Origin of the sequence: Clostridium sp. 1001275B_160808_H3, from assembly GCF_015550425.1 — a bacterium.
GTDB lineage: Bacteria > Bacillota > Clostridia > Clostridiales > Clostridiaceae > Clostridium.
On the sequence record NZ_JADNAT010000003.1, the window covers coordinates 201,044 to 223,222 of the forward strand.

The 22,179-nt window shown below is 26.7% G+C and carries 17 protein-coding genes; 1 reads left to right on the top strand and 16 read right to left on the bottom strand.

Features of this window, described 5'->3' with window-relative positions; all coding sequences use genetic code 11:
* Positions 1 to 66 precede the first annotated feature (66 nt).
* The 9 genes from I2A75_RS03990 to I2A75_RS18170 all read right to left on the bottom strand — a co-directional run bounded on the left by I2A75_RS03990 (position 67) and on the right by I2A75_RS18170 (position 13,473).
* Positions 67 to 972 carry a restriction endonuclease gene (locus tag I2A75_RS03990; RefSeq protein WP_195263182.1) on the bottom strand — a complete coding sequence of 302 codons (906 nt, stop codon included), beginning with the start codon at positions 970 to 972 and terminating at the stop codon, positions 67 to 69.
* Between the two features lie 37 nt (positions 973 to 1,009).
* Positions 1,010 to 1,318 (bottom strand): nucleoside triphosphate pyrophosphohydrolase, encoded by a 309-nt coding sequence (locus I2A75_RS03995; RefSeq protein ID WP_195263183.1) that lies wholly within the window; start codon positions 1,316 to 1,318, stop codon positions 1,010 to 1,012.
* Between the two features lie 224 nt (positions 1,319 to 1,542).
* Positions 1,543 to 2,958: a family 43 glycosylhydrolase gene (locus I2A75_RS04000; RefSeq protein WP_195263184.1), complete on the bottom strand. Its 1,416-nt coding sequence runs from the start codon at positions 2,956 to 2,958 to the stop codon at positions 1,543 to 1,545.
* 120 nt (positions 2,959 to 3,078) lie between these two features.
* Positions 3,079 to 5,124, bottom strand: a complete 2,046-nt coding sequence (locus I2A75_RS04005) for a right-handed parallel beta-helix repeat-containing protein (protein WP_195263185.1) — start codon at positions 5,122 to 5,124, stop codon at positions 3,079 to 3,081.
* Between the two features lie 134 nt (positions 5,125 to 5,258).
* The gene (locus I2A75_RS04010; RefSeq protein ID WP_347707749.1) at positions 5,259 to 5,579 is read right to left on the bottom strand and encodes a DUF1904 family protein; all 321 of its coding nucleotides are present in this window, start codon (positions 5,577 to 5,579) and stop codon (positions 5,259 to 5,261) included.
* A gap of 169 nt (positions 5,580 to 5,748) precedes the next feature.
* Positions 5,749 to 10,137, bottom strand: coding sequence for a hypothetical protein (locus I2A75_RS04015; protein ID WP_195263187.1), 4,389 nt, complete (start codon positions 10,135 to 10,137; stop codon positions 5,749 to 5,751).
* Positions 10,130 to 10,843 carry a DUF6063 family protein gene (locus tag I2A75_RS04020; RefSeq protein ID WP_195263188.1) on the bottom strand — a complete coding sequence of 238 codons (714 nt, stop codon included), beginning with the start codon at positions 10,841 to 10,843 and terminating at the stop codon, positions 10,130 to 10,132. The genes I2A75_RS04015 and I2A75_RS04020 overlap by 8 nt, the downstream gene beginning before the upstream one ends.
* A 13-nt stretch (positions 10,844 to 10,856) precedes the next feature.
* Entirely contained in the window at positions 10,857 to 12,464 is a 1,608-nt protein-coding gene (locus I2A75_RS04025; protein ID WP_195263189.1) for a hypothetical protein, read from the bottom strand.
* Positions 12,454 to 13,473: a Wadjet anti-phage system protein JetD domain-containing protein gene (locus I2A75_RS18170; RefSeq protein WP_347707750.1), complete on the bottom strand. Its 1,020-nt coding sequence runs from the start codon at positions 13,471 to 13,473 to the stop codon at positions 12,454 to 12,456. Before I2A75_RS18170 ends, I2A75_RS04025 begins: the two co-directional genes overlap by 11 nt.
* Positions 13,474 to 14,064: 591 nt before the next feature.
* On the opposite strand from I2A75_RS18170, the gene I2A75_RS17935 reads away from it, so the two are divergent.
* Complete coding sequence (locus I2A75_RS17935; RefSeq protein ID WP_347707751.1) at positions 14,065 to 14,676, top strand: DUF4351 domain-containing protein; 612 nt, start codon at positions 14,065 to 14,067, stop codon at positions 14,674 to 14,676.
* Positions 14,677 to 15,003: 327 nt separating this feature from the next.
* Here I2A75_RS17935 and uraA read toward each other — a convergent pair whose 3' ends face one another.
* The 7 genes from uraA to I2A75_RS04070 all read right to left on the bottom strand — a co-directional run bounded on the left by uraA (position 15,004) and on the right by I2A75_RS04070 (position 22,079).
* The gene (gene uraA, locus I2A75_RS04040; RefSeq protein WP_195263190.1) at positions 15,004 to 16,293 is read right to left on the bottom strand and encodes a uracil permease; all 1,290 of its coding nucleotides are present in this window, start codon (positions 16,291 to 16,293) and stop codon (positions 15,004 to 15,006) included.
* Positions 16,294 to 16,661: 368 nt separating this feature from the next.
* The gene (locus I2A75_RS04045) at positions 16,662 to 17,888 is read right to left on the bottom strand and encodes a hypothetical protein (RefSeq protein WP_195263191.1); all 1,227 of its coding nucleotides are present in this window, start codon (positions 17,886 to 17,888) and stop codon (positions 16,662 to 16,664) included.
* 60 nt (positions 17,889 to 17,948) lie between these two features.
* Positions 17,949 to 19,262: a HAMP domain-containing sensor histidine kinase gene (locus I2A75_RS04050; protein ID WP_195263192.1), complete on the bottom strand. Its 1,314-nt coding sequence runs from the start codon at positions 19,260 to 19,262 to the stop codon at positions 17,949 to 17,951.
* A gap of 106 nt (positions 19,263 to 19,368) precedes the next feature.
* Positions 19,369 to 20,073 carry a response regulator transcription factor gene (locus tag I2A75_RS04055; protein ID WP_195263193.1) on the bottom strand — a complete coding sequence of 235 codons (705 nt, stop codon included), beginning with the start codon at positions 20,071 to 20,073 and terminating at the stop codon, positions 19,369 to 19,371.
* Positions 20,074 to 20,304: 231 nt separating this feature from the next.
* Entirely contained in the window at positions 20,305 to 20,460 is a 156-nt protein-coding gene (locus I2A75_RS04060; protein ID WP_195263194.1) for a hypothetical protein, read from the bottom strand.
* Positions 20,461 to 20,552: 92 nt separating this feature from the next.
* On the bottom strand, positions 20,553 to 21,317 hold the full coding sequence (locus I2A75_RS04065; protein ID WP_195263195.1) for an ABC transporter permease: 765 nt from the start codon (positions 21,315 to 21,317) through the stop codon (positions 20,553 to 20,555).
* Positions 21,318 to 22,079, bottom strand: a complete 762-nt coding sequence (locus tag I2A75_RS04070) for an ATP-binding cassette domain-containing protein (protein ID WP_195263196.1) — start codon at positions 22,077 to 22,079, stop codon at positions 21,318 to 21,320. It lies immediately after the preceding gene.
* Positions 22,080 to 22,179: the final 100 nt, after the last annotated feature.

Below are 22,179 nucleotides of genomic sequence, written 5' to 3' on the forward strand. Positions count from 1 at the left end.
TTATCAGATACCCTATTTAATATCATTTTTTGCTTCATTAATAATTGTATATTACTAAAAAGCTTGTTACTCTAAATAATCATTAAACACATCAGTATCAATTGCTTTAATTTCAAATACCTTTTTTACTGTTACCCCAAAATTATGCTCAATCATCAAATTTGATAACTTCTCACCATCAATTAGTATAATATGCTGATTTTTAGCATACTCAATGGCTTGTTTTGAAAATTTTGCAGTTGTAACAAAAAGGCCTTTACCGCCTTTACCAGATATAGCCCCAACAAAACTTTGTACATCTGGTCTCCCTACTTTACTGTTCAAATCCCATTTCTTTGCTTGAATATAAATTAAATTAAATCCAAGTTTATCTTCCATTATAATACCATCAATACCTTCATCTCCAGTAGTAGACGTTGTCTTTCCAGCATTTTCAAAAGAACCATATCCCATTTTTGAAAGTAAATCAATAACCATTTGTTCAAATGCTGTTGGCGAAAGTTTTATTACTTCTGCAAGAAGATCTTCTGCCAAACTTTTATTAATCTTTCTAAATGAATCTTCAAAAGTATCATCTGGTGTATTATTAATATCATTTGAGGGCCCATTATTATTTTTTGTATATATAACTCCACCTTGAAACTCCCTAAAACTCTCGAATTTCATTAAGTAATTACTATCAATTACATCTGGATTATCGTTAAGAACTTCTAATCCATCATTAGTAATAATAAATGAAGCTCTTGCAGGGCTATCAATTAAACCAGCTTTCTTTAGATAAGTTCTTGCCCATCCGATACGATTAATAAATACTGTTTGCCTTCCACTGGGAAGTAGATCTAAAAGCTCCTCTTCTGTTAAATTGAAATATTTACTTATAAATTGCTTTAATTCTTTCAAAGTATGTAATTTGCCATCTTTTAAATATTCTAAAAAAGGCTTGTGCATTTCATAGTATTTTGGTAATCCCATTTTTATACCTCCGTATATTCTGAAAATAGTAATTAATTTATTTCACTCCTTTTAATACTATCCCCTCTTTAAATCCACCACGCTCTTCTAATTTTTGATTTCTTTTCTTTATTAAATCATCTTCACTATATCCAAGTTCATTTGCAATTCCAAATAGTACTTCCATAACATCTGAAAGTTCTTCTAGGTTTCTATCTTCTAAGTATTCATTTACTTCTTCTAATAATTTTATTTCTAAAAGTTCTTGCTTTTCTATTCCACTAACTATTTCTATTTCACATGTTTTACCATCTTCCATGATTATTTCTGGTATTCTATCTCTTACTAATTTATTGTATATTTTCATCCTTTTTACCTCTTATAATTAATTTTCTATAAGTATTCTTGTTTTCTTCTTAAAACTTTTCTTAATCCTTTTCATTATTTTATATTTAATATCTTATCATAGTATTTTTATTAATAAATATAGTTTTAAATTTATTTACAATAAAAAAGACATACACACTCTTAACAGAGAATATATGTCCTTTGATATATTTCTAAATTCCTCAGATTATCAGTATTAGCCCCCTATTCCAAAGTAAAAGATGCAAGATTTGCACTGCCCTGACCTGTATATGTGAAATATAGTGCTTGAATTCCATCTGGAATTATAATATCAGATGAATATTCCTTCCAGACATTTGAAAAACCAATGGATATTTTTCCAAGGGCTGGACCATTCCAGGATGTTTTTACTTCAAAGTCTCCTGAAGCATATCCACGGGCTTTAATCTTAACTTTTTTGATACCACTGCAATTAAAATATTTAAAACCAGCTGTGGCAGACTCTTTCATATTAGCAATATATCCCATTTCTTCATCACCATCTTTTCCATCTTGAGTTATCTTAGGAAATTGGTTATTCATCCATGAAGCTGTAAAATCAGTATAGAGAGATTCTTCTTTACAGAATAGATTGCAAGCTAAATAAGCAGGATATTCTCCATGTCCCTCTAATGGTCCATCATTTGCACCACAGGAAGTCATTTCTACCTGTTGAATTGTTCCATCAGGCAAAATTTCAATTTTCTCCATGCATCCCTGTCTGCTAAAATTGGTTCCATTAGTATGTCTATGGTAGAAAATATACCATTGTCCATTAATTTCAATTATGCTTCCATGATTATTGCCACCGTAAAACATTGGTTTTTCAGCAGGCTTGTAAGAACTAATATGAAGGTCACTATTACTTATAATAACTCCTCCGTATTTAAAGTCCTTAGTTGGATATTTACTTGTAGCATAGCATAACTCGTGCATGGAGATAGAAGAATATATAAAATAATAAGTATCTCCATGTTTTCTAATTGAAGGAGCTTCGAAAAATTCAAAACCTTCAAAGCCAGAGCCTTTACTATAAGAATCACTTGGTACAATAATTACTGGATCTTCAATGATTGTCATCATATCTGGACCAAGTACTGTGGCCATAGCTCCACTTCTTGATTTGTCACCTCTTGAGCAAAAGCCAGTATATAAATAAGTCCTGTCTCCCTCTCTAAGTACCCCTGGGTCAAATTGAGGTTCGTCTCCCTTCTTATTTCCAAGGTATGTACCATCAGCATAATGAACATATCCATAAAATTCATATTTACCTGCTGGTGTGTCACATACCGCAACAGAAACAATAGAACGCTTGCTGTCAACATAATATAAATAATATCTACCGTCCGGTCCTACTGCAACATCCGGAGCATATAAACAGCTATCACGATCTTCATTATTTTCTACATCAGTAGCTTTTAAGATAACACCTTCATAACGCCAATCTGCAAGATTATTAACTGGTGCAGACCAGCACACATAATCATTTAAACAATATGCATATCCGTTAAAACGATCATGAGATCCATATACATAAACTCTATTATCAAAAACATATGGTTCTCCATCAGGGATATATTCCCATGATGGTAGATAAGGATTAAAGCCTTGCTTTTTCATTTTTTTAATCTCCTTTTGTGTAATAAATTTGTCAGGCATATATAAAATACATAAATTTGTTATTTTATCATTTTAAATACACTAAATCGTACAATTATAGTTATAGCAATCTATAAACATTTATTTAAACGAAAATTCAAATTTTTGCTTGCCTGTTACTTGGAATGGCCCAGGAACTGCCCCTTTACCACGTGAATTTCCAAAGAAGTCTGTATCAAAATAATATGGTGTTCCATCAGGCTTTTCAAAAAGCTGCTCTGTCTGGAATCCGTAACCAAGTATATTTGTGGTGATAATATCCGCAGCATTTTCTATAAGCATTTCAGGGTTTGTTACATCAATAATGACCATTTTTGCTTCCCTGTCAATTGTATATTCAATTCCTGAATTTTCGTATAACTTTGAACCCTTTTCCTTTTTGTATGCAAGTGCTCTATTGAAGTAAACATTGTTTTCAATATAAACTGCAAGTGGGTCTGGATTTGAAAGGCTTGCATATGCCGGCTTTCCTTCTTCATCGTTATTATCAGCTTCCTTTTCTTGCTGTTTTGGAGGCTGACTGTTGGATGCAAGCATTCTTTGAATTTTATCCCATGGCTTCATATCATCTGGCCCTGGACAATTATTATAAACAGCAGTTCCTACTGGATATGTTAAAACTGGGTTAGTAAATGGCGTTATTTCTTCAGGACTTAAAATATTATTTCCAAAAAATGCTTCAAGATAAGGCTCATCTGAACGTTTATCATCTTTTTCTCTAAGGAAAAGATTATTATAATAACGGTCGTCCCCACCTGTAAATCTAGTCATACCAGCAATAGAGGTGCTGTGTGGAACGTGGTAAGGTGTATGCCTGTTCAATTCATTTCCGATAGATATTGTTCCTGCAAGTAGGTTATGAACAAGGGCACAGCTATGACTAAGGGTTTTAAAGGCATGACCAGAAAGTAGAATATTATGGTCTATCATTGTTGGTCCATGGCTAACTTCAACTAATATATCTTCACTGTCATTTCCAAACATCACATTATTACAAACACGAGTTCCCTGAGCCTGCCAATCTAGCCAAACTCCCCTAAATGAGTCGTGGATTACATTGTTTTTAATAATTGTATCAATAGCTGCATGAAGCTTGATTCCTCCAACCTCTGCACCTTCAAATTCTCTTTTGTGTCTTATATGGTGGATATGATTGTTTTCAATGAGACTGAAAACACAACCCAGATGTCCCACAATACCTGCCTGTCCACAATTGTATATAAGGTTATTACGAACAACATGGCTACCTATATTGTCCTTGTTCCAACCATTGTTAACTGCTCTAAAGATAACTTCCTGTTCTCGCTGATGACCCATTTTAGTGTGAATATTAGTCCATTCGTTTTGACCAGTGCTCTCTTCTTTTCCAAGACTTATGCCACTGCAACGAGAATCACTAATGATATTATTTTCAATTATCCAGCCCTTACTCCAGTGAGGACCGATAAGACCTTCCTGTAAAGCAGTTGGTGGTGCCCACTGAGTAGCAGCTTGTTTCATTGTAAAACCACGAACTGTTATGTAGTTTCGTCCTGGATTTTCAGGCCAAAAGCAGAAACGACGTACATTTATCTCAACGTTTCCTTTTCTTGGGTCTTCTCCTTGGAAGTTTGCATAAATGGTAGTGTTACAATCGTCTACATCAACATACCAAGTATATAGCGAAAATTCTGGCTCCAAAGATGTTTCTAACTTTTTAGGATTGCGTACTGCATCGATAGAAGTTACTTCATACATAGAGTGTCCATCAAGATAAACATCTCCTAAGTGAAAGACTCTATCTGTTGTAAATAACCAATCCCCAAATATAGCTTCAGCAAATGGGTTTAAATCACCAAAAAACTTGTTGTCAATAACAATTTTCCATATGTCTCCATATCTTTCCCATTCAGTGACAACCTCAGCACCTGTAATAATTACATTTTCACCTTCAGCTGCCTCATAGGTTATTCTCTGTGCAGAAGTTCCACCACTCTTAGGACTGACCCATTCTCTATAAATTCCTTCGTGCACAGTAATAATATCACCTGGTTTTGCAACATAAGCTGCCTTACCAATAGTCAAAAAAGGTTCCTTCTCTGTTCCAGGATTTAAATTACTACCTGTCTTTTTAACATGATAATTCATTCTTTTAACCTCCCATTTAATTTATATAATTTTATTTTATATTAGCAGAGGAAAAAAACAATGTATTATATTATAATGTACTATATTATCCCTTTCATTAAATATAATAAATAGCAACATATTTATTTAAGTTATTAAAAATGCTCCCCATTTTCATAATACTTATTTTCATCTAATGCAAAGAATATTACATCTACATTAGGATACTCTAATAAATGTATGTATTTAGTTATTATCTTTGCAGCTTTATCCTGAGCTTCTTGTCCCCTATCAAACCATGAAACTTCTACTACTGGTTCACCTTTAACAATTTCCCCATCTTTTATATATACAGATTTATCAACTGAAAGACTAAAATAATCTCTTGGACATTCAATTAATTCTTGTAATTCATCTATTAAACTCTTACTTATTGCACAGACCTTTTCTGTTTCTATTCCTTTAAACTTTAACATTGGCATATTAAACACTCTCCATCCCTATAGATTTTAATAATATCATATTATATCGAAAACATTTACAAATCAAGGTTGTATTAAATATAAATTTCTTATTAATAAACATAATATTAATTAAATAAAAAAGTGCCTACTAAAATTAATAGACACCTATAATTATTGAATTTTAGAATAATCTAACTTGATCTACTTCTTCTATATCAAATCTCGCTGCTATTAGGCTTTCTTTTTCTGCATCTTCTGCTCCTTTTTTATGTTCTCCTTTTAGATAGGATTTGCTTATGTTTAAACTTGATTTTATTAGATTTAAAACATATATATTTTCAAATCTTCCGTATATAGAATCTCCACCTAATCCTGATAGACAAATTAACTGAGTATTTGATTTTTTAGCTATATCCATAAGAGGCTTTAAAAGGTGTACAGCATTTGTTTGAGCAAATGGATTATCCATAATTAATACTTTTCCACCTTCATTATTACTAAATATATCACTTTCATCTTTTCTTGTATAAGATAAAAGACTAGAAAGTATTACAAAGGCTGAAAGGAAACCTTCTCCCCCTGAGTTTTTAGCAACTTCACTCCAGCTTATTTTTATTTGTTTATTTTCTTCTACTTTATATAGTTTTATTATTATAGAATCAATCTTTACAACTTCATCATATAATTTAATTGTTGTTATGTTCTTGCTTATAAATTCTTCTATATTTTTATTTTCTTCTAAAATTTTAAGTCCACTATCTCTTATTGATTCTATATAGTCTTTTAGTCTTATTTTATATAATTCTTTATTTTCATCAAAGTCATCTGCTATTATTTCTAGCATTTTTCTTCGTTTTCCATCTATATGTATTGATGAATTTTCGTCTATCATCTTTATATTATTATGGATATCTTCAATATACTCAAGAATGCTTATTAATAAGTTCTTTTCTTCTTCTCCAATTATCGCTATATCTGTGCTAAGCTTTTGTAATTGTATGTTATAAGATTGTACAAGCATATTTAAGTATTCTAGAAAATCTAAAGGATTATCAACTAATTTTTTCATTGTGTTTAAAGGATCTTTAAACATATTTCCTTCTCTAAATTCCTCTATATTTTCTATATCATTTATTTTAGAAGTTAAGTTTCTACTTTTTTTATCTATTTCGTCTTTTATATTTCTTAAATCTCTTTCTAACTTTCCTCTATCTTCGTCTAAGGTTTTAAAATCTATTTTTATATCTATTTCTTTATTAATTTTAAGATTTGTATAACTTGCTAAAGAACTCTTATTACGCTCTAAAATTCTTATATTTTTTATAATAATGTTTTTATCTTCTTTTAATCTTTTAGTTTCATTAGCTATTTTGGCTTTTTCTAATTCAAAGTCTCTTTCAAAAACTTCATTTTTATTTAAAGGAGCTTCTTCATTTAATTTCTTCTTTAAATCTGTATAAAGTAATTCGATATTGTTATTTAAAACTTTAATATCTCCTTCTAACTGGCTTATTTCCTTTGAAATTTCTTTTATTTTTATTTCTTTATGCTTTTCATTATTATCTAGCTCTTGTTCTTTTTCAAAACTATAAGTTTCATTCATATATTCATTATCGTTTATCTTGTAATGCTTTGCTTTTTCTGTTAGTTCATTTTCTATCTTGCTGTATCTTTGCTTTACTATATTCAATCTTTCTTTTAAATTCTTTTCATTTTCACTTATATTTTTAATTAAAGCCTTAAATTCTGAAACTAAGTCTTCTTTATCTTTAATAATTCTATTTCCCTCTTTATATTCTTCATAAGATATTTTTTCGTTTTTAATTTCTTTTATTGTATTTTTCAAGTTCTGAATCACAGGGATTTTATCACTTATGCTGCGTTTTATATCTTTTAAAGCTTTTTCTTCCTTCAGTATATTAGATATTTTTTGATTTATTAGCTCATTTGAAGCTTCAATTTCTCTTTTATTTTCTACATATTTGTTATATTCTTCTTTAAGATTTATAAAGTCATTGTATTTTGAATTTAAAACTTCAAAATCTCTTTTTACTGTATTTATTTTTTTATCTAACTTTTCTTTAAGGGATTTCAAATTTATTAAAGCTTCTTGAATTTCATTTTTCTTAGATATAATGTTTTTATGATCTTCTTCATCTAAAGTTATTTTTTCTTTAAGTTTTATATATTCATTTTCATCTAAATTGGAATATTCAATTTCATTTTTCTTTTTTGTATATAAATTAATTTCTTCTTGAATATTATTAATTGTTTTATTTATATTTTCTATTTTTATTTTAAGATTATTTATTAATTCCTTTAATTGTACTTCATCTAAAAGACCTATATTAAAATCAATATAAAAACTTATATTTTCAATATCTATAAGAGATTTATTAGATTTTATTTCATCTTCTAAAGATTTTCTCCTTATTATTGGAATAGGGAAATTAGTGAAAACTTCTAAACTTTCATTTTTTAATACTTCTATATCCTTATCATCCATTATTAATGAGTATGGGATGAAAGTATTTTTTTCAACTAAGTTTTTATTTTTTTCTTCGCTATAACCATTGTTTTTTAACCACTGCATTCCATATACAATGTTTATTCCTTTTTTATTAAATGCCCTTTCTATTTCAGTGGGAAGTTCTAATACTTTTCCGCTTTCTAATCTTTCTAACTCTTTATTTAAGTCTTCTAATTTTTTAGTATTATTCTTTTCATGTATTTTTAACTCATCTATCTTTTTATTAAAAGCTTCTATTATTTCTTTTGTATTAAATAATTTATTTTCACTAAAATCTATAAGCTTTATAATATCTTTTCTTTTCTTTATTTTATCTTCTAAGCTTTGTAGTAAAGCTTTATTATTTTTCAAATTTATAGATACTTCATTTTCTTTTATTAAAATAGTTTCTTTTTCATTTTCTATAGCTTTTATGTTATCTTCTGTATCTATTATTTTTTGAGTATTTCCTTTAATATCCTTAGAGTTTTTATCAATTTCTTTTATTATATTTTCCTCAAAAGATAATAAATCTTCTTCCTTATAATATCCTTCAATATTTCTACTAATATTAAATTTATAGCTTTTATTATACTTATCCTCATGCTCATTATAGATTTTAATTCTTTCTTCTAAAGCAGCAACTTTAAAATTTAAAGCATTTAAATCATTATTTAAAAATTTTATAGACTTTTCAAGGTTTTCTTCTTCTTTTTCTAAATTTTCCTTATCATACTCATAGATTGATAAATCTTCTTCATTATGTTTTTCTTCTTCATCTAATATTTGTCTTATACTATAACCTAAATCATTTATTCTAGGCTTCTTTTCATCATTAGTTTTATTTAAAGCTTCAAGTTCATTTTCTATACCTTGAGTTTCTTGAGATGCTTCTGTATAATCTATATAAAGTTTTGCACAATCTAATATCTTTTTCTTTCTTTTTAATAAAGATAATTTTTCTTCTTCCTCATTTAAATATTCTTTCTTCTCATTTAACAGTTTATCTTTTTCATGTTTTTCTTCTTCTTTTAAATAAATTTCTCTTGATATTTCCTCATAAACAAGTCTATCTAAGGCTTCTTTTAAATTTACTTCTTTTAAATCTAATAATTCTAAGCTTTCTTCATTTATCTTATATTCATCTTCTAGTTTTCTTATTAAATTTGCTATGTTATTTTCTATATCTTCTTTATAATCTAAAGAACTTTTATAATTATTTGCCTTATCTTCTATTCCTTTTGATAACTCTATAAAGCTTTCTATATTTTTCTTTATATCAAATTTATCTTTATTTCCTTTATATTGCTTTATATAACTATAAATTAAATCATTATATTTCTTTATTCTGTCTTCATCTTTATTTAATTTATCTTCGATAGCTGGAATAAACCATTCCTTTAAAAGACCACTTTCATTTTTAGAACTATTAAAAAGTTCTGATAATCCAGACTCTTTTAAGTTTATTTTTCTTATTATGTTTTCCCACTCTTTATTATCTATTTTATATTCTCTAAGCTTATCAAAATATCTTTTCCCTTGTGTATTCATATCATAATAATTAAACTTATATTTATCACTCTTCTTTAATTCTTCAAAAAGATTTTTGCTACTTGTGAAGGTTTTTAATTTACGTTTACTATCTTGAATTTCTATAAAAGGGAAGCTCTTTATATCATATTTATTCTTTGTTTTATATTCGTGTGTAAAATTTATTATTTCTAACTTATCTTTTGAATCTTCATCAGAAGCAATTTGTCTTTTTCTTACCATCATTCCTGTAAGAAGATATCCTGCATTATCATCTAAAAGCCATTCAATTAATATGTATGTGGGATTAGTTGTTGTAAAATATGTATCAAAAGATCTATCTCCAATACTTCTATTTCTTTTTCCCATAAATGGAGCCATAGTCATTTGAACTAAAACTGATTTTCCTCCACCATTTCTTAGGTTTAATAATGTATTTTTCCCACCTAAATAAAATATTTCATCATCTATAATCATATTATTGTTATTATAATTGACGTTTATAAATCTTAAATTATTTATTTTACTCATTTACCTCTTCCCCCAAAGCTTTTAAAACTCTATAGTAATTATTTCTATTAAGTAAATTCCAATCCATAAAATTATCAAGTTTTTTTGTGGTTTTTATCATATCATCATCTTTAATATAATAAATTAGTCCTTGTTTATCTAAAAAGTCTAATATACCTCTTATAAATCCTTCTTTAGTTGTTTTGGCTGCTGATTGTTTTTCTGTAACTTTTAAAGCTTGGTATTTTTCTAGTATATTTGAAAAAGCTATTCCACCATTATCTTCCTCTTCTTTTGATCTAGAAGCTCCTTCTTTTAGCTTGGACTCAAGTATGTTTATAAACTCACCTATTTTTATGAAATTTTTGCTAAGGCTTGAATACCCATTAGAATTGTAGAATTGAACTAATAAAGTTAAAATAACAAATTGAGATAAATAGTAATCTTTATCTGTAGCTCCTGATTTACATAGCTCAGATTTTAAATCTTTTTTAGAATAACCTAAAAAATCATTTTCTTCCTTTGGAATTAAGTATATTACACCCATATATTTTTCTATATCACATTCACATTCTTCACCTTGGGTCTTAACTAAATTCATTATATCTTCATTTTCTGAATAAGCCCTATATAACTCTTCATTTTCGTCTTCTTTTATTTCACCCTTTTTTAACAATTCATAAAATATTTTATTAGCAATCTTTATATTATTTATTTCATATGACATGTAAAATGCTCCTTTAATTTATTTTAAAGTAAACTTCTGAGCAAACAAAGTTCTTAATCTCTCCAAGCTCATTAACAACAGATTTTATTTTTAAGTCATCTTTATCTAGCGCTTTTGATATATGTATTTTCTTTATATTTGAAAAACTTTTATCATTTTCAATTACTTCAATAATAGATTTGTTAAGTTGAAAATCTAACTCTCCCATTTCGGTACTATTTTTTCTTTCTTCTGAAATTAAGCGTATATCTATTTCTCTTATTTTTAAAAATTCAATAAGTACTTCTCTAAATATCTCTACTGTTGGAATAAGTATTTTTTTGATATCTTCATTAGAATCTATTAAGTTATTTAAATCTGATAAATAAAGTTCTTGATTTATATTTGCTTTTTCTAATATTATTCTTATTACATTTTTATATTTTTCTAATTTTTCAAGCTTTCTTCTTTCTCTTTCTTTTTCAATGTCATTTTCATCAAGACCTAAAATTTCAATATCATTATCTTCTTTTGTTTTTCTTATTGCTGATTGATATGAAAGAGCCTTATTTATATTATATGTTTTATTTATATTGTTTCTAAATAAAGGTCTTAAAAACACCTCAATGTTATTAAGTTTGTTTATATCATTAAGTATTTTTTCATATACCTCATTATTTAAATTAAACCTCTTTATTATAGATATCTTAGATATATCTTCTAATTCCTTTGAATAGATTTCTTTAAGCTCAAAATGCTTTTTAAGTATTCTCTGATCTTCATCTATTGTTTTACTTAGATATTTCTTTATAGTTCTTAAGCTTTCAAGATTCTTTTCTTCTTGATCTGTTAATTCTCTTAAATTAATTTCTTTCTCTAAAAATTCTTTAATTCTACTTTCAACTACTTCTTTATGCAACTTGTACTTTTCTTTACTTTCTTGCATTAATTCTAAATTACCCTTTGTTACTTTTTCATAATCTGAATTTGAATAACTTAAGGGATTATCTTTTATTTTTTGAATATCCTCTTCCATCCTTTGAACTCTAATTCTAAAAAGATTAAATATACTCTTTATATCATTGACCGCCTTATTATATTCTGCTTTACCTAAATGCAATTTAAATATCATTTCTTGAATACTTATTTTTAAATTTTCTTCAATTTCTAAAGTTCCAAGAAGCATATTATAACCTTCTTCAGTAACTGAATAATTAACTCTACGGACTCCATCTAAATCAATTATTTTTGTCGAAATATAATTGATATTAATTTCTTCGTATTTACCCTTTTCATAATTAAAACCATTATAATATCTAACATTTCCATCATTACATATAACACTATTTATTATAAATTCTGCTAAATCTTTCTCTTCTTCATATGTAAGCTTTTTCTTAAAATATAAATTATCAATTTCATCTATAAAGATTGCTATATCATCTAAAGTACATATTTCTTCTTTTAAGGATTGCTCCATTATGTATAATAAAATTGTAAAAATTAAATTTTCTCTTTCATCATAATCATCAAAGCCGTACTTTTGCCAGTTGTTTTTCATAACACTACTTCTTAAAAGTAATGAATAATATCCTATCTTTTTCATTCTAAGGTTAAAATTATTTAAGTAATCAAATACCATCTTGTAAATCTCCTATATTTAAAATCTCCTGAGGTATGTATAGGTTATTGTTTAATATATTTAAAATTTTCTTTTTATTATCATCATCAAAATTATTTAGAAATATATCTTTGATATTCTTATTTTGATTTTCTTTTGTAGGTTGCAATTCATAATTATTTTCTAATGCTTTATCTATCATCTTTTTATATCCTTCAACAAAAGGCTTTATACAATATTTTTCTCTTACAGCTAGTTCTAAGTTTTCATATATTATTATTCCTTCAAAATCTAAATCTCCAAGATAATATATTGTATTTCTAATATTTGATACCTTTTCATCTACAACAATATCAAAATCCTTTATAGATTTCTCTATTCCTTTACCTTTGCCATAAATAACAGTTTCAATATTAATACCAAAAAAATTATTAGAATTATTCATAAGATGCTTTCTAAAGGTATAAAAGGTATCCATGTTCTCTATTATAAGAATATTATGAGGTACATTATTTCCAATTGAATAGTATGCTAATGGCTCATTAGTTTCATAGAAGTTTAATTTATCTATACTAATATCAAGTTTTTTTAGAAGTGCTCTACCTTTGTTTTGTAAATACTTTTCCTCCTGCCAGATTTGAAAAGATCTTTCCTTTTGTGAAATCCTATTATTTAAATCTTCTTTATTATTTAGTAAAAATTCATTTAGTTTTAAAATATACTTTCTATTTTCTTTATACTTTTCTATATTATTTTTAAAATAAGATGTATCAATTTCTGGTATTATCGTATAATTTAGTTCTTCAAAATAAATACTATTATCTTCTTTTTCTTTTATTACAGTATATTTATTATATAAAGCTGGCTTTTTGCCATTAGTTCCACTAGACTTTATTATCTTAATTTTTCCCTCTTTAATTAACTCTAAAACAATATCTTTTAATTCACTATAATTTTCTATTTTATATATATTCGCTAACTCATCTAAAGTTATTTTATTGTAATTATAAAGTTTTTTAATTTTAATCACCTACCTATCTTATAGATATATTAATAATATAACATAAAAAAGTTAGCATATGTATATTAGCCAATCCAATTCTTTTACTTAAAGCTAAGACAAATACTACATAGGAACTTGTATTTTAAAAACTTCTTATTGTTACAATATATAAAAACTAAATTTATTTTACATTTTATTTCTATAAAATTTTTTTATTTATTAATATTTTTGAATTTTGATTATTTTTATTTATTGTTTATATCATTTACGAGTATATTGTTTAATAGTATATTATTTTAAATATTTTATAAAAATAATGTATTATAAGAATGTTTGTTCTCCTTTATATCAATAATTATAACTAGAATTATTTCAAATATCTATATCAGATGATAAAATAGAGGTGTACGATGAATGAAATTAATAGGGTCAACATCCACGACAAAAGTTATAAAGATCTGTTTTCTAACAAAGAGACCTTTTTAAACTTAATACAGAGTTTTGTTAGTAATACTTGGGGGAATAAATTAACCAAGGATAATCTTGTATTAGTTAATAAGTCATATATATTATCTGATTATGAAGAACAAGAATCTGACATAGCCTTCTATAGTTCCTATTGTTCTTTATAATGGCAAGAAGAAGTGGACAGCTGCTAAAGAATTAAAGCATGTTATAAGTAATAGTGATGTTTTTGGAGATAATATATTAAATTTTAAATATGAATTTATTGATATTAATAGCTATGAAAAAGAAGAACTTTACAATAAACAAAATATTTCTTCTGCTATATTTTTGCTGGATCAAAATATAAATAGAATTGAGTTTTATAATCGACTTAAAGATATTATAATTGGATTTAATAACTTATCTATAGAAGAAAAAATGCATCTTAAGCACTGGCTAGTTAATATAAATACAGAAGAAAATAATTTTAAAGATAATATTGAAAAAATATTTAATGCTGATAGACAGGAGGTTCTTAATATGACTTCTAATATTTCAAAGGGATTAGAAAAATTAAAAGAAGATGGTAAAATCGAAGGTAAAATTGAAGGTAAGCTTCAAGGTAAGACAGAAATTTTGATTAAATTGCTTTCAAAAAAATTTAAGTCCTTACCTGACGAATATATAGAAAAAATCAAATCTTTACCTGAAAATATAATAGAAAATATTGCTACTGATATATTTGATATTGATACTATTGAGGATTTGAAAAAGTATTTTTAATTTATATTAAGTTTAATGTAATTAAAGTAACCATAACATTAGTTCTTAGAATTAACAATAAAGCGTATAAGTATAATTTACACGCTTTATTGTTAATTATTTTATTACTTGTATTATTCTCTGCCTTGCAATTTTATCAAAAACATCACTTACCCACTCTTAAATATTTTCATTAGTTCAAATATCTTTAAGAATTCTTTCTATGTAAAAAATAATATTCATTTTTAGCTAGCAATTTAACTAAAAAAGCTATGCTCAACCATCACAGTTTCACATAGCTTTACTAAACTCATTATTATTTATATAATTTTCTCTAAATATATCTATTTAAGGTTCTTCATTCATAATTCCTAGTTTATCAAATATAAGGAATGTTAAGTTTAAAGCAATTCCAACTACAGCTGCTAGTCCCATTCCTTTTAACTCTATAACGCCTATGCTTAGTTTTATACCACTTAATCCTATCATAAATATAACTGATGTAAGTATTAAATTTCTTGATTTTGAAAAGTCTACTTTTTCCTCTATAAAAGTTCTAAGTCCTGATGTTGCTATAGATCCAAATAATAATAGACTAACGCCACCTACTACTGGAGTTGGTATTGTATTAATAATAGCTGAAAGCTTACCTGAAAATCCTAATATAATTGATATTATTCCTGCACCACATATTACATATACACTGTATACTTTTGTTAATGCCATAACTCCTATGTTTTCACCATAAGTAGTAGTTGGAACTGATCCAAACATACCTGAAATCATAGTTGATAATCCATCTCCTAAAAGTGATCTATGAAGTCCTGGATTTTTTGATAAATCTTTTCCTACTATGCTACTAGTAACCTTTAAGTGTCCTATGTGCTCTGCTATTACTACAAAAGTGGCAGGAACTATAGTTAATATAGCTGTCATATCAAATTTAGCTATCCTAAATTGTGGTACTGTAAAGAAAGCTGCATTACTTATTGAATTAAAATCTACAAGTCCTATAAAGCAAGCTGTTATATAACCAACAACAACTCCTATTAAAATAGGTATTACCTTTAAGAAACCTCTTAATAATACATTACTTAATATAACTGTTCCAAGAGTAACCATTGATACTATAACCCAAGTTGTATTAAGTTCAGGTGAGTTTGATCCTCCAACTGGAAAACCTGCCATATCAGCTGCTGTACTAGCAAGTTCTAATCCTATTATTGTAACTATTGCACCCATTGCTGCTGGTGGAAATAATTTATTAATCCAGCCTGTCCCTGTATAACCTACAATAATTGCTACTATTGAAAAAACAAGTCCTGAAGCTACAAAGCCTCCTTGTACAGTTTGAAAACTATACCCTTCACTAAATAATAAAAATGTTGGTGCTAAAAAGGCAAAACTTGATCCTAAATAGGCTGGTATACTTTTCTTTGTTATTATTGCATAAAGCAAAGTACCTATTCCGTTGAAAAACAATACTGTTGTGGGATCAATTTTAAATAAGATAGGAACTAAAACAGATGAACCAAACATTGCAAATAGATGTTGTATGCTTAATGGAATTGCCCTCCCCATTGGAACTTTTTCGTTGACATCTACCATTAATACTTCATTTTCAGAATTTTTTTTCATATTATTATCTCCCTTCTTAGTCTCTCTGAACTAAATTAAAAGTATTTTTTTGTTGAATATTAAATCTACATTATATATTACACTTTTTTCATTATAATACAAGTTTTTTTTCTTAAATGTGCTTAGATATATTATAATTTGATTTTTCACGTATATATTAAAACAATTTATAGCATTTAAAACAATCTATAATACTAAAACAATTTTATATTTTAATAGAAAAATTCCTTATTGGTAATAATCTATTTTATAAATTATTGCCAATAAGGAGCTTATTTGACTTTATTTAGTTTACACATTTTTTATAACACTTTATTTAAGTAAAAATTATACTATTTAGTATTGTAGATGTTTGTATCTAATTACTTTTATTCTATTATATTATAAACCTCTAATTTATTAGTTGCATTATAATTTTCATCAGCTACAATTGATCTTATATAAAATGTTTTTCCATCACTTTCCCAACCTTCAAATATTTTATGATGTCTTTCTTCTGTATTAGTAACTATATTAGTTATGTTTGTAATTTCTAATTTATCATTTATATTTGCAATACTTAAAGTATTATTTTGTTTTTCATCCTTTTCTAAATCAGGTTTCAAACTACTTATAATAACTTTATCTTTATTTTCACTTATATGAAATTCAAAGAATGTACCACTTTCTACATCTACAATTTTTGTAAGCTTCTTATTATCTATATCATAATTCCAAATTCCATTTTTACCTTCTGCTAAACCTGAAAATAATATTCTACCATTTTCATAAAGCATTTCTCCTCTAGTATCAATTTCAATACCATCATAATCTGATAATATCTTAGTAAATTTATTATTTTCAATATATCCTATAGTATTTTTTGTATCATGCTCTTCAGTTGGGTCGAAATCATCTGAATAATACCCTTCTAAATACTGATAGTTGACATAAATTCTATCTCCCTCTATTCCTAATATTTCTCTTAATCCTCCATCTTTATCGTTATGTCTTAATTCCTTTGGAATAACATAATAATTTTCATTTTGGATATCTATTAAAACTGATTTGGGATCTTGCTCACTTCCAACGAGTACTACATCTATAGTACCATTTCTATAGGAATCATGACCATCATAAATTAAGTTACCTTGCTCTTCAACTAATTTAGTATATACATCTAATTCTTCTAATTCTCCATCCTTATTAATAGTGTACACTTTGTTATCCTTTTTTATCTTATTTGAGTAAATTCCATTATAAGAATCAGATGCGTATAATTTCCCGTCAACATTTTTATAAGTCCAATTTACTTTATTATCACTTTCTAACTTACCAATACTTACTTCTCTAATAACATCATTTTGGTTTTGGTAAATAAGTTGAATAATATTTTCCTTTACATAAGGCATTCTATAAATAGCTCCAGTATCCGGAAGTTCTATTTCTGCCACCTTTTTAATTTGAAAATCTTCATTTTTCTTGTCTTTTGTGTTATCATCAATAACAACTTTTTCTGTTCCGAGTACTACATTTTCACTACTTTCCTTTGAACATCCTACTGGCATCATTGTTGTTACTATAACAATTAATAATGCTAAATACTTTTTTTTCATATTAACCCCTCCAATCACCTTATATTCTTAGTATAATACTTAGTTGTTATTGGAATAATATTAAGATGTTTCCAAAGTATTAAAATTTATAAATTTGACAATGAATTTAGATTTATTTTCATCTATCTCTACTTCGATTGTTGCATTATGTGCTTCTGCGATATTTTTGCAAATATATAAGCCTAATCCATGAGAATTTTTTTTGTTTTTCCTACTATCATCAACTTTAACAAAGGGCTCAAATATTCTTTCCTTTTTCTCAATTGGAATAACCTTTCCTTCTGATAAAATTGAAAAAATCGTATGTTCGTTAAGATTTTTTAATTCAATCACTATTTTACTATTATTATTTGAATACTTTATTGCATTTTCTACTAAGTTATTTACTAATATATATAAATATTGTTTATTACCTTTTATACTAATATCATTTGTTTCATCAATTATTTGTAATGATTTTTCCTTTATACTTATTAAATTAGCTTGAATTATATCATTTAAAATATATTTTAAATCAACATTTTCAAAGGAGTAATCTTCTAAATCACTTATTTGCTTTGAAATATCTAAAAGTGTTCCAACTAACTCATTCATTCTTTTACACTCAAAAACAATTCTTTTTATAGCGAGAGCTTTAAATTCCTCATCTTGAAAGTTATCTTCACTTAATATTTGTGCATATCCTGAAATGCTAGTAATTGGTGACTTTAATTCATGAGTTATATTTCTAAATATATTTTTTTCTTGTTCATCTTTCCTTCTTAACTTTTCACTCATTAAATTAAAAGAATCTACCAAAATTCCCACTTCATCATTTGAAGTGATATCAATTCTGGAAGGATAACTACCTTTTCCTACTTCTGAAACTTTATTTTTAAGAAGTATTAAAGGATTAACTATCTTTGATGATAAAAAATATATAGAAATTAATATAATCAAGAAAAGTCCAGTAAAAATATAATTAACTAACTTATTGATATTTTGATTTCTTATATACTCCTTTTCATAGTTGTTGGCTAACATCATAACCCCTACAGCTTGTTTATTCTTACCATATACTAAGTAACTTACTTTTCCAATAATACTATTAGACCTTCTTTCAATATCTATAATAGCCTTATTATCTTTAACTATATTAAGAGTTTCTTCTGATATCCCATATACATTTAAATCTAATTCGTTTTCATCAATCGTTCCTTTTAATAATAAATTACCATTTAAATCATATAATGCTCCTTGGCAATAAACTCTGTTTAAAATAAAGTTAATTACATTATCATTTAAATCACTTGCTGTCATTTCACTTTTATCAATATTATTTATGGCTAAATAATCATTTAAACTGCTAAATGAAACCTCATAATTTTTCTCCATATCATTTGTAATATACTCTTTAAAATTTCTATAAAAAAATTTATTTAATATTATATTGGATATAATTATAGATACAATGAAGATTATGGTTAATAATATTCCATATTTACGTCTTATTGTTAGCATTGCTTTCCTTTAACATATAACCAACTCCAAAAATGGTTTCTATGTTAACTTCTTTTTTTAGCTTTTGACGTAATCTTGTTATATGTACATCTATAGTCCTTGCATCTCCAATAAAATCATATCCCCAAACTAAATTTAATAACTCATCCCTTGAATAAACTCTATTTTTGTTTTTTGTTAAAAATAATAAAAGATCAAATTCCTTTGGCTTAAGTTTTATTTCTTCATCGTTACATTTTACAATTCTACTGTATTCAGAAATACTGATATTGCCGATAGAAATATCTTTTTTAGTATTATCTTGTTTTTCTTGATTTGCTATTTCTTTTTTTCTTCTTAAAGCTACTCTAATTCTTGTTATTACTTCCCTAATATCAAAAGGCTTTGTAATATAATCATCTGCACCTAATTCAAGACCAAGAATTTTATCTGTAATATCAATTCTTGCTGTGAGCATAATTATAGGTATTTTATAATTTGTAATTTCTTTGCAAATAGAAAATCCATCTATATCACCTAACATAATATCCAAAAGTATTAAATCTGGCTTGAAAGTTTGTATATCATCTTCTACTCTTAATCCATTATCATTTATCTTAACTGTATATCCTTCTCTATTTAATGAAAACATTAATATTTGGCTTATATCTTCATCATCTTCAATTATCAATATATTTTCTCTCAAAATATCACCCCTTTTATTACAATTATATATTTTTTGTAACTTTTTTACTAGTTTTCTAGTTATTAAAAGTGGACATATTTGAACAGCTCTCATTATTTGAACTGCTCCCATTACTGAACAATTTTATTATTCAATCTGTCTGCTAGGAGGATATCAATTGATTGTCCACTTTAGTTTTTAATTTGTGCAATATCAAAAAACTTAACTTTTCTATTCATATTCAAATTAAACTTATTTTTTCTTTCTACTATCCAATACAAGACCAATAGCAACACCTAAACTTAACCCTATTGCTAATTTGTCAAAGATCATACCAAATACAAGTCCCATTCCTGTAAAAAGTGGAAAGTAGTAATTGTTTTTCTTTTTATCATCATTTTCACTCATATAATTCACCCCTCATAACTTCATAATTAATGTGATAAAATTCAATTATATTCTTAGTAGGATTGTCTGTTTATTATATTATAATACATAATTTATATTTTCTTATAGACTTTCATTGCAAATATATAAGCAACAACTGTTATTGCAATGCACCAAGCAAGAGCAATCCAAATATCATTTTCTACTGGATTATTTGCTAATAAATTACGAATAGCTTCTACTATAGGAGTTACAGGTTGATTTTCTGCAAAGACACGTACTACTGAAGGCATAGTATCTGTTGGCACAAAGGCAGAACTTATAAATGGTAGAAAGATAATTGGGTAAGAAAATGCACCTGCACCATCTGGTGTTTTTGCAGCAAGTCCTGCAATTACAGCAATCCAAGTTAAAGCAAGTGTAAATATCCCAAGGATTCCAAATACAGCTAACCATTGTAAGATTCCTGCTGAAGAACGGAAGCCCATTAATAATGCAACAAGTATAATTACTACTACAGAAATTCCATTAGAAATTAATGAGGTTAATACATGTCCCCATAACACTGTAGAGCGAGATATAGGCATTGAGTGAAAACGTTCAAAGATACCACGTTCTTTATCTATAAACAAACGATAAGCTACATATGCAATCCCACTACCAATAGCCATTAACATTATACCTGGCAGTAGGTAATTAACATAATTTTCTGTACCTGTCTCAATTGCACCACCAAATACATAAACAAATAATAACATCATTGCAATTGGTGTGATACAAACTGTAATAATTGTATCTATACTTCTAAAAATATGGCGCATAGAACGCCCAAACATAACACTCATATCTTTGAAAAAATATTTATTTGTAGACTCCATTTATTTCTCCTCCTTTTTACCGATAATTGTTAGGAATATTTCTTCTAATGTAGGTTGTTTTTCAACATATTCTACTTTTGCAGGTGGAAATAATTTTTTTAATCCTTCAAGTGTATCTAAAGCAATGATTTTTCCTCCATGAAGAATAGCAATTTTGTCTGCAAGTTGTTCTGCTTCCTCTAAATATTGAGTGGTTAAAAATACTGTAGTTCCTGAAGCTGTTAGCTCTTTTACAATTTTCCAAACTTCTAAACGTGCTTCTGGATCTAGGCCTGTAGTTGGCTCATCTAAGAATATAATCTTTGGATTTCCAACTAAACTCATTGCAATATCAATTCTTCTTTTCATACCTCCAGAGTAAGTACCAACTCTGCGATCTGCTGCCTCTGACATACCAAATCTCTTAATTAATTCATCTGCTACTTCATTTGGATTTTTAAGATGTCTAAGTTTTGCTATCATTTGAAGATTTTCACGACCAGTCAAAATTTCATCAATGGCAGCAAACTGCCCAGTAAGACTAATAGAAGCTCTAATGCCTCCTGGATTTTTTTTAATATCAAAACCATTAATTACAACACTTCCAGCATCTGCTTTAAGTAAAGTTGCCATGATTTTAATCATAGTTGTTTTTCCAGCGCCATTTGAACCTAGTAATGCAAAGATACCTCCCTCTTCTACTTCAAAATCTACTCCTTTTAAAACTTCTACATTTTTATAAGATTTTTTTATATCTTTAATTTGAATTATACTTTTTTTCATTTTCATTTCCTCCTCTACAATATGTTAGTGTAAAGTTTTTTTACACTACTTCTCTTTTAAAATCTTTATATATCAAGGTTTCGCAAGTTTTTTGTATAAA

Coding starts and splice junctions, on each gene's coding strand:
- I2A75_RS03990 (WP_195263182.1), bottom strand. CDS start 972: ATGGGATTACCAAAATACTATGAAATGCACAAGCCTTTTTTAGAATAT.
- I2A75_RS03995 (WP_195263183.1), bottom strand. CDS start 1,318: ATGAAAATATACAATAAATTAGTAAGAGATAGAATACCAGAAATAATC.
- I2A75_RS04000 (WP_195263184.1), bottom strand. CDS start 2,958: ATGAAAAAGCAAGGCTTTAATCCTTATCTACCATCATGGGAATATATC.
- I2A75_RS04005 (WP_195263185.1), bottom strand. CDS start 5,124: ATGAATTATCATGTTAAAAAGACAGGTAGTAATTTAAATCCTGGAACA.
- I2A75_RS04010 (WP_347707749.1), bottom strand. CDS start 5,579: ATGTTAAAGTTTAAAGGAATAGAAACAGAAAAGGTCTGTGCAATAAGT.
- I2A75_RS04015 (WP_195263187.1), bottom strand. CDS start 10,137: ATGAGTAAAATAAATAATTTAAGATTTATAAACGTCAATTATAATAAC.
- I2A75_RS04020 (WP_195263188.1), bottom strand. CDS start 10,843: ATGTCATATGAAATAAATAATATAAAGATTGCTAATAAAATATTTTAT.
- I2A75_RS04025 (WP_195263189.1), bottom strand. CDS start 12,464: ATGGTATTTGATTACTTAAATAATTTTAACCTTAGAATGAAAAAGATA.
- uraA (WP_195263190.1), bottom strand. CDS start 16,293: ATGAAAAAAAATTCTGAAAATGAAGTATTAATGGTAGATGTCAACGAA.
- I2A75_RS04045 (WP_195263191.1), bottom strand. CDS start 17,888: ATGAAAAAAAAGTATTTAGCATTATTAATTGTTATAGTAACAACAATG.
- I2A75_RS04050 (WP_195263192.1), bottom strand. CDS start 19,262: ATGGAGAAAAATTATGAGGTTTCATTTAGCAGTTTAAATGATTATTTA.
- I2A75_RS04060 (WP_195263194.1), bottom strand. CDS start 20,460: ATGAGTGAAAATGATGATAAAAAGAAAAACAATTACTACTTTCCACTT.
- I2A75_RS04065 (WP_195263195.1), bottom strand. CDS start 21,317: ATGGAGTCTACAAATAAATATTTTTTCAAAGATATGAGTGTTATGTTT.
- I2A75_RS04070 (WP_195263196.1), bottom strand. CDS start 22,079: ATGAAAAAAAGTATAATTCAAATTAAAGATATAAAAAAATCTTATAAA.